Origin of the sequence: Prosthecobacter sp. (assembly GCF_044373815.1) — a bacterium.
In the GTDB taxonomy this organism is placed as follows: domain Bacteria; phylum Verrucomicrobiota; class Verrucomicrobiia; order Verrucomicrobiales; family Verrucomicrobiaceae; genus Prosthecobacter.
Genome location: NZ_JBIPNG010000004.1, coordinates 1 through 17,006 on the forward strand (window position 1 = coordinate 1; position 17,006 = coordinate 17,006).

The 17,006-nt window shown below is 60.5% G+C and carries 8 protein-coding genes; 7 read left to right on the forward strand and 1 reads right to left on the reverse strand.

From position 1 onward, the window contains the following. From ACIREA_RS00620 to ACIREA_RS00630, 3 genes are all read left to right on the forward strand, one after another. The coding region (locus tag ACIREA_RS00620; RefSeq protein ID WP_397379500.1) for a DUF2339 domain-containing protein at positions 1-2,527 on the forward strand (2,527 nt) is incomplete at its 5' end. Next, positions 2,524-4,452: a hypothetical protein gene (locus tag ACIREA_RS00625; protein ID WP_397379502.1), complete on the forward strand. Its 1,929-nt coding sequence runs from the start codon at positions 2,524-2,526 to the stop codon at positions 4,450-4,452. The genes ACIREA_RS00620 and ACIREA_RS00625, both read left to right, overlap by 4 nt. A gap of 66 nt (positions 4,453-4,518) precedes the next feature. Further along, positions 4,519-6,696 carry a thioredoxin domain-containing protein gene (locus tag ACIREA_RS00630; RefSeq protein ID WP_397379505.1) on the forward strand — a complete coding sequence of 726 codons (2,178 nt, stop codon included), beginning with the start codon at positions 4,519-4,521 and terminating at the stop codon, positions 6,694-6,696. 154 nt (positions 6,697-6,850) lie between these two features. On the opposite strand, the gene tnpA is transcribed toward ACIREA_RS00630, so the two are convergent. Next, positions 6,851-7,297 carry an IS200/IS605 family transposase gene (gene tnpA, locus ACIREA_RS00635; protein ID WP_397379507.1) on the reverse strand — a complete coding sequence of 149 codons (447 nt, stop codon included), beginning with the start codon at positions 7,295-7,297 and terminating at the stop codon, positions 6,851-6,853. A 418-nt stretch (positions 7,298-7,715) separates the two neighbouring features. Here tnpA and uvrA point away from each other — a divergent pair, with 418 nt between their 5' ends. The 4 genes from uvrA to ACIREA_RS00655 all read left to right on the forward strand — a co-directional run bounded on the left by uvrA (position 7,716) and on the right by ACIREA_RS00655 (position 16,900). Next, a complete protein-coding gene (gene uvrA / locus ACIREA_RS00640) occupies positions 7,716-13,334 on the forward strand; it encodes an excinuclease ABC subunit UvrA (RefSeq protein ID WP_397379510.1) in 5,619 nt (1,872 codons plus the stop codon). 267 nt (positions 13,335-13,601) lie between these two features. Then, complete coding sequence (locus tag ACIREA_RS00645) at positions 13,602-13,934, forward strand: hypothetical protein (protein WP_397379512.1); 333 nt, start codon at positions 13,602-13,604, stop codon at positions 13,932-13,934. Between the two features lie 81 nt (positions 13,935-14,015). Next, positions 14,016-14,732: a YebC/PmpR family DNA-binding transcriptional regulator gene (locus ACIREA_RS00650; protein WP_397379514.1), complete on the forward strand. Its 717-nt coding sequence runs from the start codon at positions 14,016-14,018 to the stop codon at positions 14,730-14,732. A gap of 104 nt (positions 14,733-14,836) precedes the next feature. Then, positions 14,837-16,900 carry a hypothetical protein gene (locus ACIREA_RS00655; RefSeq protein WP_397379516.1) on the forward strand — a complete coding sequence of 688 codons (2,064 nt, stop codon included), beginning with the start codon at positions 14,837-14,839 and terminating at the stop codon, positions 16,898-16,900. Positions 16,901-17,006 lie beyond the last annotated feature (106 nt).

Genomic DNA, 17,006 nt, shown 5'->3' on the forward strand with positions numbered 1-17,006 from the left:
GTTTCTGGGCATCATTTTCTTTGTGAAGCTCAGCATCGAGCGCGGATGGATTTCCGCCGAACTGCGCACGGCGATTGGTTTTGTGATCGGCGCGGGGCTTGTGGGTGCGGGTGTGGTGATCCAACGCCGCAAGCCGTATGCCACGCTGGCGCACACGCTTTGCGCGACAGGCATCGTGGTGCTGTATGGCGTGAGTTTTGCCGCGCATGCGCTCTACCACATTCCTCCCTTCAATCATGCGCTGGTGACCTTTGGCATGATGACGCTGATCACCACAACGGCCTTCCTGCTGGCGGTGCGGATGGAGGCGCAGGTGGTGGCGGTGCTGGGCATGCTGGGTGGTTTTTTGACGCCGATTCTATGCTCCACCGGCCATGACAATCCCGGCGGGCTTTTCAGCTACATCGCCTTGCTGGACATCGGCGTGCTGGCGGTGGCCAAACATAAACGCTGGCTGCATCTCACGGCATTGGCGGCGGCTGGCACGATCATCATGCAGGCGGGGTGGATGCTGAAATTCTTTCGCTCGTCCGAGTATGCCATGGGTTCAGCCACGTGGATTCCGGTGATCGTGTTTCTTGGCTTTGCAACACTGTTCATGCTCGCTGCCTGGTGGTCGCGGCAGCGTGAAGATGAGGACGCCTACCCTGCGGGTGCGGCGCTGGCCTTGTGTGGCAGTGCGCTGTTCGCCGCGTTCGTCTTCCTTGGATTTGGTGCCATCACGGAGCGGCCGACGCTGCTGTACACCTTTGTGCTCGGCATCAATGCCGTCGTCTTGCTCATTGTGTGGCAGCAGCCGCGTGTGGCCAGGGCTCAAGGCATCGTCGCCACACTGACCTTCCTGCATCTTTCCATCTGGACCTCGACAAGGCTCACCGACGAGCTGCTTCCCTACGCGCTGGGCATTTATCTCGGCTTTGGCCTGCAGCACACCGCCTTTGCTGTGCTGTGGCAGCGCCGCAGTCAGTCCGCCTCGCTGTTCATGAGCTGGACACCGGTGATCACGCTGGTGCTGCTGCTCATGCCGGTGCTGTGTCTGGATGCGGTGAGCCTCATGCTGTGGCCCGCGATCCTGCTCGTGGATCTGCTCATCATCGGTCTGGCGATTTTCACGGGTGCGCTGATTCCCGTGCTCGCCGCATTGGCGCTGACACTCATCACGGCAGGAGCGTGGTTGTTCCGTCTGCCTGCGAATACCGCCGGCGGCCTGGGAGTGTTCCTCATCGTGCTGAGTGGCTTTGCGGTGCTGTTTGGTGTGGCCAGCAGCTTTCTCTCACGCAAAATGCCGAAGGTGCCGATTGCAGCCATGCTGCCCGTGAGTTCGGCGGTGCTGCCTTTTGCGCTGCTCATTCTCGCCACACTGCATCTGCACGTGATTGATCCCTCGCCGGTGTTTGGCCTCGCGCTGCTGCTCACGGTGTTTCTGCTGGGGCTTGCGCACATCAGCGGCATCACGGTGCTGGTGCCGACGGCGCTGGGCTGTGTGCTGGCGCTGGAGTGGGCCTGGCATCAGCAGAGCTTCAACGCGGAACACGCCGCCACGCCGCTGCTGTGGTATCTGGGCTTCTATGCGCTCTTCACGGCGTTTCCGCTGGTGTTTCGGAAGCTCTTTGCCACACGCCAGCTCCCATGGATCGCCTCGGCGGCTGCGGGTCTGGGGACCTTTGGACTTGTCTATCGTCTCGTGGGCCAGACCTGGCCGAATGAGATGATGGGGCTGCTGCCTGTGGCGTTTGCCATCGCACCGCTGCTGTGCCTCGTCTTTGTGCTGAAGCAGCATGCGGCGGAAAATCCGGCGCGACTGACGCAGCTCGCGTGGTTCGGAGGTGTGGCGCTGTTTTTCATCACGCTCATTTTCCCGATCCAGTTTGAGAAGCAGTGGATCACGCTGGGCTGGGCGCTGGAAGGTGCGGCGCTGTGCTGGCTTTTCCGCCGGGTGCCGCATCCCGGTCTGCGTGGTACGGGCACAGTTTTGCTGGTGGCTGCCTTTGTGCGACTGGCGCTCAATCCGGCGGTGCTGGCCTATCAAATGCGCGGTGAAACGGCCATCCTGAACTGGCAGCTTTATGCCTACAGCCTTTCAGCGCTGGCGATGTTTGCAGCGGCACGGTGGCTCACGCCGCCGAATGATTGCTGGGACAAGGTGAACCTGCGGGGGCTGTTCTGCGCCTTCGGTGGCATCCTGCTCTTTCTGCTGCTGAACATTGAGATCGCGGATGCCTTCACGCCTGCGGGAGAACGCTCAATCACCTTTGACTTCGATGGCAACTTCGGGCGTGACATGACATACACGATCGCCTGGGCGCTGTATGCTCTTGTGCTGCTCATCATCGGCATCTGGCAGCGCAACGCGCCCACGCGCTATGCGGGAGTCGGACTGCTGGCGGTGGCGCTGCTGAAGCTGTTTCTGCACGATCTGGCGAACATCGAAAGCATTTACCGCATTGGCGCGCTGATGGTGGTGGCCGTCATTGCCCTGGCCGCTTCGTTCCTGTATCAACGTTTCCTCACTGACGACAAATCATGAAACTGCCTCTTCTGCTCATTGCCCTGTGCCTGTCCTCGACCGCCGGTGCTGCTGACTTTGCCGCGTGGACGCATCGTCAAACGGTGCGCGTCACACAGCCCGGACTCACGCGCATCGAACTCGAACCGGAGCTGCTCGATGCCTCGCAAACGAAGGGTGGCGCGGCGTTTCATGACCTGCGGATCATCAGTCCCGGCAAGGTGGAGACGCCCTACATCATCGCTCTGCCACGGATAATCCGGCCTGAGATGGTGGAGGTCCCCGAGTTTAGGGCGGCACTCAATCCGAACACCTTGAACACCGTGCTCGAATTTCGACCGCCTGCGGCCAGCACGACTTCGGAAGTGCTGCTGCAAACTCCGGCGGCCAGTTTCATCAAGTCCGCCACTTTTGAGGCAAGCCTGGATGGCACCCGCTGGCAGACGCTGGCCAGCAACGAACTGCTCTGCCGGCAGAACGGGACGGAGCGGCTGCGCTTTACCTTTGCGCCCGGGGCGTGGACGCATTTCCGTGTGACCCTGGATGATGCGCGCAGCAAGCCCGTGGTGTTTACCGGGGCGCAGGTGCGGCGGGATCTGCCTGAATGGCGCACGCTGTCGCAGCCGGTGAAGATCCGTGGGCGCACGGAGACCGCCGGTGAAACGCATCTGAAACTCGATCTGGGCAGCGCCAATGTTCTGCTGGGCAACGTGCGGCTGCACACGCCTGAGGCGGTGTTTCAACGTGATGCCGCTTTGCTGGGCGCGCGTGCCACGCTCTTCCGGCTGCAGCATGAGGGCCGCAGTGCGGAGGACCTCGACATCGGCGTGCATCAGCTGGCGACCACGCGTGAAGTGGAGCTCGTCATTCGCAATGGCGACAGCCCGCCACTGCGGATCGAGAGCATCGAAGCGACGCGGCATCCGGTGCCGGTGGTGTTTCAAGCGGATGCCGCAGGGGAGTGGCAGTTTTACATTGGCAATGTGCAGGCCCCGGAGCCGCGCTATGACATTGCCGCGCTCAGTGACAAGCTGCGCGATGCCTCCGCGCAGTCCGCCATGGCCAGCGTCGTGGAAGCCAACACCGCCTTTAGCAAAAAGGCCACCGCGCCTGATGTGGAAGATGTGGGTCCGGAGATCGATGTTTCTCCGTGGTCGTTTCAGCGACCGGTGGAATTCAAGGAGGCCGGGGTGCTGGTGGTGGAGCTGATTCCCGAAGTGCTCGCTCGCACGGCGAATGACCTGCACGACATGCGGGTGGTGCGAGAGGGGCATCAGATACCGTTTCTCGCCATCAAACCGGGCGTGGACCGGGAGGTCGAAGTCCCCATCACAGAAGTGCCCGATCCTGAAAAGCCCCGGTGGTCCAAGTGGGACATTCAGATGCCGTTTGCGAATTTTCCGGCGAGTGAGCTGCTGCTGGACTCCCCCACGCCCTTGTTTGCGCGGACGCTCACCGTTTCCGAGCAGCATCTGACGGAGAAGGGGCATTTCGAACGCATCCTGAGCAATGCCAACTGGCAGCGGCTGCCCGGCCAGGCTGCCAACACCTTTCATCTGGCACTCTACACCGCCCCGCGCGCCGCCACGATCCACCTGGCCACGGACAACGGCGACAATGCGCGGCTGCAGATCACCGCTGCTCGCGTGGTGTATCCGGTGGTGCGGCTGATGTTTCGGGTGCCGGACACCAAGCCGGTGCAAATCTGCTACGGCAACCGCCGCGCCCCGTACACGCGCTACGATCTCCAGTTGGTGAGGCCTGATTTTGAAAAGGCCACCCAAGTCGCGGCCACATTGGGCGAGGAAGAGAAGCTGCCCGGCTACGAGGCCGATGCCAGCGGCCCCTCCGGCAAAGGCAGCCCCTGGCTCTGGGCCGCGCTGGCGCTGGTGGTGGGAGCGCTGCTGTGGGTGGTGGCGAAGATGCTGCCGAAGAAGGTGGAGTGAGGGAAGGTCGAGGCTTCGCCTTGCAACCCCGGCCCTCATGTGGACGTTATCTCATTACCCCCAACCATGAGTGATACGACCGGCCAGCCCCCCAAATTTACCAACGCCCTCGCCAAGGAGCGCTCGCCCTACCTGCTGCAGCATGCCCACAATCCGGTGAACTGGCTGCCGTGGGGCGAGGAAGCGTTCAAGAAAGCGAAGGCGGAGGACAAGCCGATTTTCCTCTCCTCCGGCTACTCGACCTGCCACTGGTGCCATGTGATGGAGCGTGAATCGTTTGAGAACGAGGAGACGGCGAAGCTGATCAACGAGAACTTCATTCCCATCAAGGTGGACCGCGAGGAGCGGCCGGATGTGGACCTGACCTACATGACTTATGTGCAGGCGGCGAGCGGCCACGGCGGCTGGCCGATGAGTGTGTTTCTCACGCCGGAGCTGAAGCCGTTTTATGGCGGCACGTATTATCCGCCGGAGAATACGCCGGGGCGCATTGGCTTCAAAAACCTGCTCAACGAGCTGCACAAAGTGTGGACGGAGGATCGCAAGGGCATCGATGAACGTGCGGCGCGCTCGGTGGAGAAGCTGCAGGATCATTTGGACAACGAAAACACGGCGCTGGATGAGATCAATCACGAGACGCTGGTGCAGAAGGCCTACGACGACCTCTCCGGCTCGTTTGATTACCATGAAGGCGGGTTTGGCAGCGCGCCGAAGTTTCCACGACCGACATCGCTGAACATGCTGATGCGGGTGCATCGCATCCTGGCGGAGCGGAAGGGGAATGACCGTGAGTCTGAGAGCAACTGGGCGATGGAGATGACGGTGAAAACGCTGCGCGGCATGGCAAACGGCGGCATGCGCGACCACATCGGGGGCGGCTTCCATCGCTACAGCGTGGATGGCTACTGGCACATCCCGCATTACGAAAAGATGCTGTATGATCAGGCGCAGCTGCTTACCGCCTACACCGAAGCGTGGCAACTCTCGCAGAATGTGCTGTTTGAAAACATCGTGCGCAGCACCGTGGCCTATGTGAAGCGCGATCTGCGGCAGAAAGATGGCGGATTCTTCTCCGCTGAAGATGCCGACAGCCTGGCAAGTGCCGATGCCGCGCACAAAACCGAAGGGGCTTTCTACGTCTGGAAAGCCGCTGAGATCGACGAGCTGCTGGGCAAGGAAAACGGCAGCATCTTCCGCTACGCCTACGGTGCGCGCCGCGATGGGAATGCAAGGCCTGAAAGCGATCCGCAGGGTGAACTCAAGGGGCTGAATACTTTATACCGTGCGATCTCCTTCAAGAAGACTGCGGAATATTTCAAGAAAACGCCGGAAGAGGTCAAAGGCATCATCGACCAAGGCACAGCCACGCTGTTTGAAGCACGTGCGAAACGCCCGCGTCCGCACCTTGATGACAAGGTCATCGCCGCGTGGAACGGGCTCATGATCTCCGGGCTCGCCCGTGCGGGGGCTGCGTTTGGGGATGCTGAGATGATCACACTCGCTGCGGATGCCGCGCAGTTCCTGCATGACCAGCTTTGCACCACGCCCGGCAAGGAACTGCACCGCTCCTGGCGCGAAGGTGAACGCGGGCCTAGAGCCTTTGCGATTGATTACGCCTGCCTGATTCACGGGCTGATCGATCTTTACCAGGCTTCGTTTGAGGTGAAGTGGCTGCAGTGGGCCACGGCTTTGCAGACGGAGATGGATACGCTGTTTCTCGATACGAAAAACGGCGGCTACTACAGCGTGCACACCGACATACCGAACAGCGTGCTGCGCATCAAGGAGGACTATGATGGTGCTGAGCCTTCGCCGAATTCACTCGCCGCGCTCAATCTGGTGCGCCTCAGCGCGCTGCTGGCCAAGGATGACTGGAAGAAGCAGGCGGAGAAGATCTTCGCGCTCTTTGGTTCGACGCTGCAGAGCAGCCCGTCCTCGGTGCCGGTGATGGCCATCGCGTTTGACATGCATCATCGTGGCAAGCAGCAGGTTGTATTGGCGGGAGATGTGAACAGCGCGGCGTTCAAGGCTCTCGCCGCGAGTGTGCATCGCCGGTTTCTGCCCACTGCGGTGATCCTCTGTGCGGATGGTGGAGCTGGTCAGCAATGGCTGGCCACGCACAATGAAGTACTCGCCGGAATGAAGCCGGTGAATGGTCAGCCTGCGGCGTATGTTTGCCAGAATTTTACGTGTCAAGCGCCGGTGACGACGGTGGAGGGATTGGAGAAGGTACTGGGGAAGTGACTTTTCTGCTTGGTGGAGACTAGCCACGATCCCGAAGGGATCGTAGAAGGTAGCCAGGGGTCGAAGACCCCTGGAGAGCTTATCACCCAGCCCCCTCTCACGGGCGCATGCCGGAGGCATGCCAGCACCTCTCTACCCACGCCTGACTCACGCCTCAGTCCAAATAGCGCTCCTCAAACTCCACGCCTGCACGCCGAAGCATCGCCACCAGTTCCTCACGGAATGTGCGGACGCGATGATGCTCTTCCTGGCCATTGACGTACTCCCGTACGGATTCAATCGCCGTCGGGCTGACGGTGAACGCGGCATATCCTTCCTGCCAGGCGAAGTTGGGTTGTTGAAGAGTCTCCTTGGTCCAGTTCGTTGCGTCCTTTTTCAAATCGCGCATGAAGTCGGACAGGCAATGCGTGGGCTTTAATCCAAAGAGCAAATGCACGTGGTCCGCCACGCCGCCGATGCAAATCGGAGTTCCGCCCAAGCCGTGGATCATGCCGCCGAGGTATTCGTGAAGTCGTGATCGCCATGCGACGGCGATGAGAGGCTCCCGGTTCTTAGTTGAGAAGATCACGTGGTAATGCAGCGAGGTGTAGGTGCCGGGCATGCGGAAGAGATGAGACGTCTCATGATGCCGTGGGAGTGAGAGAATGAGCAATGATTTTCATGGGCATTTTATCGTGTGGTGAGCGCGAAGAGGCATTGCCGCAGCTTCGAGGGCGGTGGGAGGACTGTATCGTACTAGCATCCCTTCGGGATGCGACCTTGAGAGAGCGTGGGGTGGAATGGCTTTCCAGGGGTCTGCGACCCCTGGCTACCTGCTGTGATCCCTTCGGGATCGAGACGATAGAACCGCCGCCTTGTTCAAGCCACCTGCTATGATCCCTTCGGGATCGAGACTGTGCCATCGTCGTCGCAGCCTTCCTTGATCTCCCGGGCTGGAAACACCACCTCCCCGTGCTTTCTTTTCTTCATCGCGAGCGCCCGGTTGCCTCTACGAGGCGTATCGTTACTCTCGCTCCCCCATGTCTCGTGTTGCCAAAAAAACTGCCGCCCGGAAGTCTCTCAACGATGTCATTCGCATTCGTGGGGCGAGGCAGAACAATTTGAAGGGGATCGATCTCGATCTGCCGCTGGGGAAGCTGAATGTGATCACGGGGCCGAGCGGGTCGGGAAAGTCGTCGCTGGCGTTTGATACGATCTATGCGGAAGGGCAGCGGCGCTATGTAGAGACGTTTTCGCCGTACACGCGGCAGTTCTTTGAGCGCATGGACAAGCCGAAGGTGGATTCCATCGAGGGCATCCCACCGGCAATCGCCATCGAGCAGGTGAACAACATGCGCAGCACGCGCTCGACGGTGGGGACGATCACGGAGATCAATGATTATTTGAAGATGCTGTTCCCGCGCCTGGCGGAGGCGACGTGCCCTTCGTGCCACCGTCCGGTGCGGCCGGAGTCGCCGGAGAGTATTCTCAATGAGCTGCTGAACGCGCATGCGGGGAAGCAGGCGCTCATTCTGTTTCCGGTGGCGGTGCCGAAGGATGCTGTGACGGCGGACTTTGCGGCATTTCTGCAAGCGCAGGGCTTTCTGCGGGTGTGGCTGTATGGGAATGTGATTCGTCTGGATGAGCCGGATGCGCTCAAGGGCCGCAAGCTGCCTGCGCAGGTGATGGTGGTGCAGGACCGTGTGGTGCTGGAGGCGAAACAGCGGTCGCGTGTGAGCGAGGCGCTGGAAGCAGCGCTGCGTTATGGCAAGGGAAAGGTGGCAGCGAGCATTGAGGATGAGACGCTGCATTTTTCCACCGACTGGAGTTGTGCGGACTGTGGCATCACGCTGCCGGCACCGACGCCGGGGCTGTTCAGCTTTAACAGTCCGATTGGCGCGTGTCCGACGTGTCGTGGCTTTGGCCGCACGCTGGGGCTAGACATGGGGAAGGCGATTCCGGATGAGTCGCTGAGCATCAATCAAGGGCTAGTGCGGCCGTTTCAAGGGAGCACGTATGGCGAGTCTCAGCTCGACCTGGAAAAGGCGGCGCGGAAGCGTGGCGTGGACATCCACAAGGCGTTTGAAGATTACTCGAAGGAGGATCGCAAGTGGCTCATTGAAGGCACGCGAGATGATCCTGAAGACGCGTACAATCGCGGTGAGTGGTATGGCGTGCGCGGCTTTTTCAAATGGCAGGAGTCGCGCAGCTACAAGATGCATGTGCGGGTGTTTCTGAGCCGCTACCGCGCTTACACAGAGTGTGGCGACTGCGGCGGCGGGCGATTGAAAAAGGAGGCTTACAACTTCCGCATCGGCTCGCATACCATCGCGGATCTGTCGCGGCTGCCGGTGGATGAGTTGCACCCGCTGGTGCAGTCGTGGCCGATAAAGGCGAGCGATCATGTGGCGACGATGCTGCGGGGTGAGATCGCCAGCCGCATCAGCTACATGGATCGTGCGGGCCTGGGCTACCTGAATCTGGACCGGCAAACGCGCACGCTGAGCGGTGGCGAGTTGCAGCGGGTGAATCTCACGACGTGCCTTGGGGCGTCGCTGGTGAACACGCTCTTCGTGCTGGATGAGCCAAGCATTGGGCTGCATCCGCGCGACATCGGGCGTCTCATTGGTGTGATGGAAGGTCTGCGGGACAAGGGCAACACGCTGCTCGTCGTGGAGCATGAAGAAGCAGTGATGCGCAGCGCTGACAATCTGATCGACATTGGTCCGGGACGTGGAGAGAAAGGTGGAGAGCTAGTGTTCAGCGGACCGCTGGAAAAGCTGGGAGCGAAGGTGAAGTCGCTCACGGGAGATTATTTGTTCGGGAGGAAAAGTGTGCCCATTCCGGCGCAGCGACGTTCGATTTCCAATCCCAAGTCGTCTGACTCAGATGTGGCTCCTGTGAAGGTCAAAGGTGGTCGCAAAGGAGCTGTGGCAAATCAGAAGCCTGGGACTCTTTCAATCAGAGGCGCGCGTCAGAACAACCTCAAGAAGCTGGATGTGGACATTCCGCTCGGCGTGTTTTGCTGCATCACCGGCGTGAGCGGTTCGGGGAAATCGACGCTGGTGCATGATGTGCTGTACCGGAACCTGCAGCGGCTGCGCGGTGAGGTGTGTGAGGAAGAGCCGGGGCGCGTGAGCAAGATCACGGGCTGGGAGCAACTGCATGAGGTGGTGATGGTGGATCAGTCGCCGCTGGCACGCACGCCGCGCTCGACACCGGCAGTGTTTCTGGGGGCGTTTGATCACATCCGCACACTTTTCTCCGAGACGGACGATGCGAAGGCGCAGGGCATCATGCCGGGCTTCTTCAGCTTCAACTCTGGGGAAGGGCGCTGCGAGCGCTGCGCGGGCAATGGCTTTGAAAAGATCGAAATGCAGTTCCTGAGCGATCTGTATGTGACCTGCCCTGAGTGCGAAGGGAAGCGCTACCAGCCGCCTGCGCTGAAAATCCTGCTGCATGGCCAGAGCATCCATGATGTGCTGGGCATGACGGCGGAAGCTGCGGTGGAGTGGTTCAGCAGTTCGCTGTTTGAGTCGTCGAAGAAGGCGAAGCAGATCGTGGCGCAGCTGCATCTTTTGAATGAGGCCGGACTTGGCTACCTGAAGCTGGGGCAGCCGCTGAACACGCTTTCGGGCGGTGAGGCGCAGCGCTTGAAGCTCATTGGGCATCTGATTGAAAACCCGGCGGGCTCAGCGGCTGGGAGTTTGTTGCTGCTGGATGAGCCGACGACGGGGCTGCACTTTGATGACATCGCGCTGCTGGTGAAGCTGCTGCAGCGCCTCGTTGATGAAGGTCACAGCTTGCTGGTCATTGAGCACAATTTGGAAGTCATCAAATGCGCTGACTGGGTCATTGATCTGGGGCCGGAAGGCGGAGAGGCAGGCGGAGGTTTGGTGATTGCTGGAACGCCGGAGGAAGTGGCGGAGTGTGCGGCTTCGCATACCGGGCGTTATCTGCATGAGCTGCTTTCGGTTTCAAAGGGGCACGCTGCCAGCCGTGTGGCGGAGACTCCAAGGAGAGACCTCTCGCTGCCGCAGGAGACCAGCAATACGATCAGCATTCGCGGGGCACGTGAGCACAATTTGAAAAACATCTCGTTGGATATTCCGCGGGATGAGTTTGTGGTGGTCACGGGGCTCAGTGGTTCCGGCAAGTCATCGCTGGCGTTTGATCTGATCTTTGCTGAAGGGCAGAGGCGCTTCCTGGACAGCATGTCGGTGTATGCACGGACGTTTGTGGAGCAGATGGAGAAGCCGGAGGTGGATCTCATCACAGGTGTGCCGCCGACGGTGGCCATCGAGCAGCGCATCTCTCGCGGCGGTGGCAAATCAACGGTGGCGACGGTGACGGAGGTGTATCACTTTTTCCGCCTGCTGTTTGCCAAGCTTGGGACGCAGTACTGCCCGACGTGCAACGTGCCGGTGAAGAAGCAGAGTGTGCAGGCCATTTTGAAAACGGTGCAGCAGCATCTGCGCAGCGGTGGCGGGCATCTGCTGGCGCCGCTGATCAAGGCACGCAAAGGCTTCCACAGCGAGGTGGCGGAGCATGCGAGCAAGCATGGCATCGAGACGCTGCTGGTCGATGGCGAGTTCCGCGACACGGCGGGATTCCAAAGGCTGGAGCGCTTCAAGGAGCACACGATTGATGCGGTGATCGGCAAAGTGGGGAAGAGCGATGATGCGGAGAAGCTGCGGCCGCTGATCGAAACGGCACTGAAGATGGGCAAGGGCACGATCAAGCTGCGGCTCAATGACAAGACGATGCACGTGCTGAGCACGGAGATGAGCTGTCCTTCATGCGGATTGTCGTTTGAAGAGCTGGATCCGCGTCTCTTTAGCTTCAACAGCCCGCATGGCTGGTGCAAAGACTGCCGTGGCTTTGGCCTGAAGGGCCACAAAACGGATCTGAGCGACCGGCAGCCGGATGTCTCGGTGCTGGAGGCTGAGCTCGAAGAGGAGCGTCGTTTTGAAAGTGCTGATGAGGAAGGAGAGAAGCCGCGTGAAGTATGCCCAAGCTGCCAGGGCAGCCGCATCAATGAGATCGGCCGTGCGGTGCAACTGCAGGGCACGAAGATCCAGCAGTTCGCGGGATTGACGGCGGGAGATGCGGGCAAACTGCTGTCGAAGTTTAAGTTCGAAGGCACGGAGGGCATCATCGCGCTCGACATCGTCAAGGAGATCGCGCAGCGGTTGAAATTCATGCAGGAGGTGGGCCTGGGCTATCTTCAGCTGAATCGCAGCGCGGACACGCTCAGCGGCGGTGAGGCGCAGCGCATCCGGTTGTCGGCGCAGCTGGGCAGCAATCTGCGTGGCGTATTGTATGTGCTCGATGAGCCGACCATTGGTCTGCATCCGCGCGACAATGAGAAGCTGCTCGACACGCTTATGGCGCTGCGGGACAAGGGCAACTCGCTGCTGGTGGTGGAGCACGATGATGAGACGATGAGACGTGCGGACACGATTCTCGATCTCGGGCCGGGTGCGGGCAAATTTGGCGGTCAGATCGTGGCGCAAGGCACGATGGCGCAGATCTTGAAGAACAAGAACAGCGTCACGGGCGCGAGCCTGCGCACGCCTTTGAAGCACCCTGTGCGTGGCTCACGCCGGGCACTGCCTGCATTGAAGGCGAAGGATGGCTGGCTGCGCGTGACCGGCGCGACGGCGAACAATTTGAAGAACATCGATGTGTCCATTCCGCTGGGGCGTTTGACGGTGCTGACTGGCGTGAGCGGCAGCGGCAAGAGCTCGTTCATGCACGGGGCGCTTTCACCGGCGGTGCGGGAGAAGATCAGCAAGTCGAAGATCAAGGTCGTGAAGGCGTGGAAGAGCATCACCGGCTTTGAAAATTTGCAGACGGTGCATGAGGTGGATCAGTCGCCCATCGGCAAGACCAGCCGCTCGTGCCCGGCGACGTATGTGGGCATTCTCGATGACATCCGCGCGCTGTTTGCGCAGGTGCCGCTGGCACGGACGCGTGGCTATACGGCGAGCCGATTTTCCTTCAACACCGAAGGCGGCCGCTGCGAGACCTGCGGTGGCAATGGCGAGATCAAGGTGGAGATGGCCTTCCTGCCGACCACCCGCGTGCATTGCGAGGCCTGCAACGGCCTGCGCTTCAATTCATCAACGCTGGAGATCGAATACAACGGCAAGCACATCGGCGATGTGCTGCGCATGAGCATCACCGAGGCAGCGGAGTTCTTTGCACCGGTGCAGAAGATCGCGCGTCCGCTCAAGCTGCTGGCCGACACGGGCCTGGGCTATTTGCAGCTCGGGCAGCCGAGCCCGACGCTCAGCGGCGGCGAGGCGCAGCGCATCAAGCTTGTGACCGAACTGCGCAGCGGCGATGGCCGCACGAACAAGGAGCGGCTCAAGGGCATCACCGTGGCCGGGAAGCGGAATCTCTACCTCATCGAGGAGCCGACCATCGGGCTGCACATGCAGGACGTGGCGCGTTTGATTGATGTGCTGCACCGACTGGTGGATGAAGGCCACACGGTGGTCGTCATTGAGCATCATCCGGATGTCTATGCCGAGGCGGATTTCCTCATCGACATCGGGCCCGAAGCTGGGCCTGAGGGTGGGAAGCTCGTGGCTGCGGGGACGCCGGAGCAGGTGAAGAAGTGCAAGGGAAGCGAGACGGCGCGCTTTTTGTGAGAACGGCACGGTGCTGAACCCAAGAAAAGGTTCTCAGCGGTCGTGGTCTTTCGCATGCACTCGAACAGACCAGCCTCCCGACGCATCCCAGACTGGCAAATCGGGTGCATTGACAGCAAGTGGAAGTGGATTGTCCCCTGGGGAGTCTTTGGCTTGGTCGGAGTGGCCTTTGCGAGCCTGTGTTCTACGCCATGGATTTGCAAAGCCATTGAGAGAAACACTTTCTACGAGTTCAGGTTGAGGCTTGCAGATCATTCCACCGCCGCCATGCCTGGAACGACGGTGGTTCAAATTCAATCTGACCGCCAAATTCAACTGGGTGAAGTGACACTCGACTTTTCTCCCCCTGAAGTGCGAACTACGCATCCGTGGGAGCTGTATGAATTGCAATGGAAGCAGGCACTGCAGCGGAGGCATGATGTCCGAACTGCGGTTCAACGAGAGATCAAGAAGATTCCAAGAACTCCGACCATCGTGCTTCGTGTGAATCCAAACGTACAGTTGGAGACCATCGCCATTGTCTGGACAAGCGTTGAGGCCGTTTCAAAGGCGACTTTGTATTTGGATGTGACCGGCACAGAGCAAAGAGGCGTTGATTAGGGCACCCGGCTCCTGCTGCTCCTTGCATTCCCAGCGCTCCCACCTTTGATTACGGTCTAACTTTAAACTGAAAGACACATCATGGGCGCACAATGGAAACAGAAATGGCGGGAAATGGCCGCAGACCAGAAGGGGAAGATCACGGGGAAGCTGGTGCGTGAAATCCAGGTGGCGGCGAAGCTGGGCGGGCCGCACCCGGAGTACAACGCCCGACTGGCGGCGGCGGTCGCAGTTGCGAAGAAGCAAAGTGTGACGCGGGAAACGATCGAGCGTGCGATCGCGAAGGGCTCGGGCACCGGGCCGGATGCGGTGCAGTTTGAGACGACGACTTATGAGGGCTTCACGCCGCACCGGGTGCCGGTGATCGTGGAATGCCTGACAGACAACAACAACCGCACGTCCTCGGACATCAAGGTGCTGTTCCGTGCGGGCACCATGAGCAAGGTGATGTGGATGTTTGACCATGTGGGCCTGATCGAGGCGCACCATGCGGACAAGACGATGGACATCGAGGTGGCGGCGCTGGAAGCCGAGGCGGAGAACGTGGAGCCAATGGAGGTCGAGGATGAAGAGGCGGCGGGCCACATTGGCGCGCGGTTTTTCACGCAAACGACGACGCTGGATGCCGTGACGAAGGCGCTGAAGGCGGCGGGCTGGGTGGTGACGACCTCTGAAATGAGCTACGTACCGAAGGAATACCCGGAGCTGACGGATGAGCAGCGCGAGGAAGTGACGAATTTCCTGCAAACATTGGATGGACATGATGATGTCCACCGGGTTTACGCTGCGCTGAAATGACGAAACCCGAATGTCGAATGACGAATGAATGGCAGCGGCTCGTGAGACGCGAACTTCGAGCTTCGTCATTTGTCATTCTGATTTCGTCATTATTGCTGCCCGTGATGCTGCTCCTGTGCGGCTGCGGGAAGAAAAAAGCCGCTGCGAAGCCCAAGGTGGAAGCTCCGGTGGTGGTGATGCCGACGCTGCTGACGGAGGCGGACCGGCTGGGGCTGGCAGGCCGCGTGCCGGTGGATGTGGAGTTTTGCGTGAGCAGCGTGCAATTGAAGAAGCATGCTGAGGCGCTGAAGGCCTCGCGCTGGTGGGGGCAGATGGTGGCGTTTCTGGAAGACAAGGCGCCGACCCCTGACAAGTCGAGCAGCGTGATGGTGGATGAGGCGTTTGTCGCTTTTGGCAAAGACAGCGTGAAGAGCTTGGTGCTGCTGCGGCAATTGAACGATCTGTACAACGAGACGGCGTATCGCGGCATGATGAGCGGCGGGGTGCTGGCGGGTCTGGGGACGAGTTTTGATGCGAAGAAGCTGATGGAGGCCGCGCTGCGTGACCCCGATGTACTGGAGGCACTGATTTTGCTGCTGGAGCGCTTTGAGATGCCGCCGGTGATGATCGGCGTGGGATCGCCAGAGCCGGAGCAGGTGCTGAAACGGTTCAGCGACATGCTGCATCTGGCGGACTGGCTGGGAGATGCGCCGCAATCGCGCATCGTGACGGCGCAGGGGGAAAAGATCACGGTGAATGAGATCGCGATGGATCAGGTGCTGACAGCGGAGCGGCGGCGGCAGTGGCTGGAAGTGCTGGCGCAGGCCGTGCCGGGGATCACGCCGGAAATGAAGGACCGGATGGCGCGCGGTCTGGAGGTGCTGGCACGCAAGAAGTGGGTGCTGGCACTGGGCCTGGGCGCCCAAAGTGCGTATGTGGCGGTGGGGAAGTCGAAGGATCAGATCCGACTGGCCAACTCGGTGGAAGAATCGCTGCTGGCGCGGCCGGAGCTGCGCACGCTGGATGCGCATGCGCTGAAAGGCCTGGGTTTGATCGCGTGCTGGGACGGCGTGTTCATGGACGTGCTGCAATCAGACCACCCGTTTCAGCCGATCGTGCGCGGAGTGATGGCGGGCTTGCAGAGGGAGAAAATTTTTTCTGGTGTGGCGCGTGCCCTGGAGCCGCAGGTGATCGAACTGGCGGCGGCGGAGCGCGCTTATTACCGCAATGAACATACGAACGGCGCTGCCGTGGCGTGGTGGGACGGCGGAGTGCAGATGGAAATGGCTGGTGGGGACTCGACGGCGGAAGCCGCAGAGCTGGCGAAGGCATCGCAGTTCTCGGCGTTGCTAGATCAACCGGAACTGGTGTTTGGCGTGAGCGGACAGGGATCTGACGCTGGAACGGGGAGAGCTTATTTTGAAGCGTGGATGCGCGCGGTGCATGCGACGGCGCATGAACTGGTCAAGGCGGGTGTGGGCGGAGAGCAGTCTGCGCAGATGTTCAAGCTGGCGGATCTGGCGGTGCTGCCAAGCGTCATCGCCGTGTATGACGGCACGAAGACGATCTGGCAGAAGGCGCTGAGCGGAGACGGGGCTTTCATCCTCGACATCGGCGGGAAGATGCCGCCGCTGCCAGGCCTGCCACCGGGAGGTGAAGCGGTGCCGGTGCCACGCTTTGCCAGTGTGCATGAGATCAAGAACCGTGCGTTGATCGGGGTGTCCTGGGAGAACATGGAGGCGGCGCTGCAGAAGCTGCTGAAAAACGTGCCTTCACCGCAACCGATCGAGCTGCCGAAAGTGGTGGTGAAGCGGAGCGGTGATCTGACGAGCTACAGCTATGAGCTGCCGTTTGATTCGAGAGAGCTGGGGCCATGTGCGTCGCTGAATGATCGACTGTTCATGCTGGGCACATCGCGTGTGCAGCAGAGTCACCTGGCGGAAGTTCTCAAGCAGCCGAACGCCAGTCCTGCCAAAGGAATGCGGGTGAAGCTGAGCATTGCCAAACTGCGGGAGTTTCTGAAAGCGTTTGCGACGGTGCGGGCACAGAGCGCAGGCGCAGGGGAATTGAAGGCTGCTTTGAAATGGCTGGAGCCGTTTGAGGAGCTGGACCTGCGGCGGTGGAGCGAAGATGGAGTGAGCAGAGGACGCATGTCGTGGAAGATGCACGATGTGCTGAGTTATGACTGAGGCAGGGCATGGGGGAGCAAGTGCTGGCACGGCCTGCGCAAGCAGTAGCTGCGTTCGTTCCTCACTCCGCAACCGCAGTCCAGATGGGGGCATTCCCATCTCGATG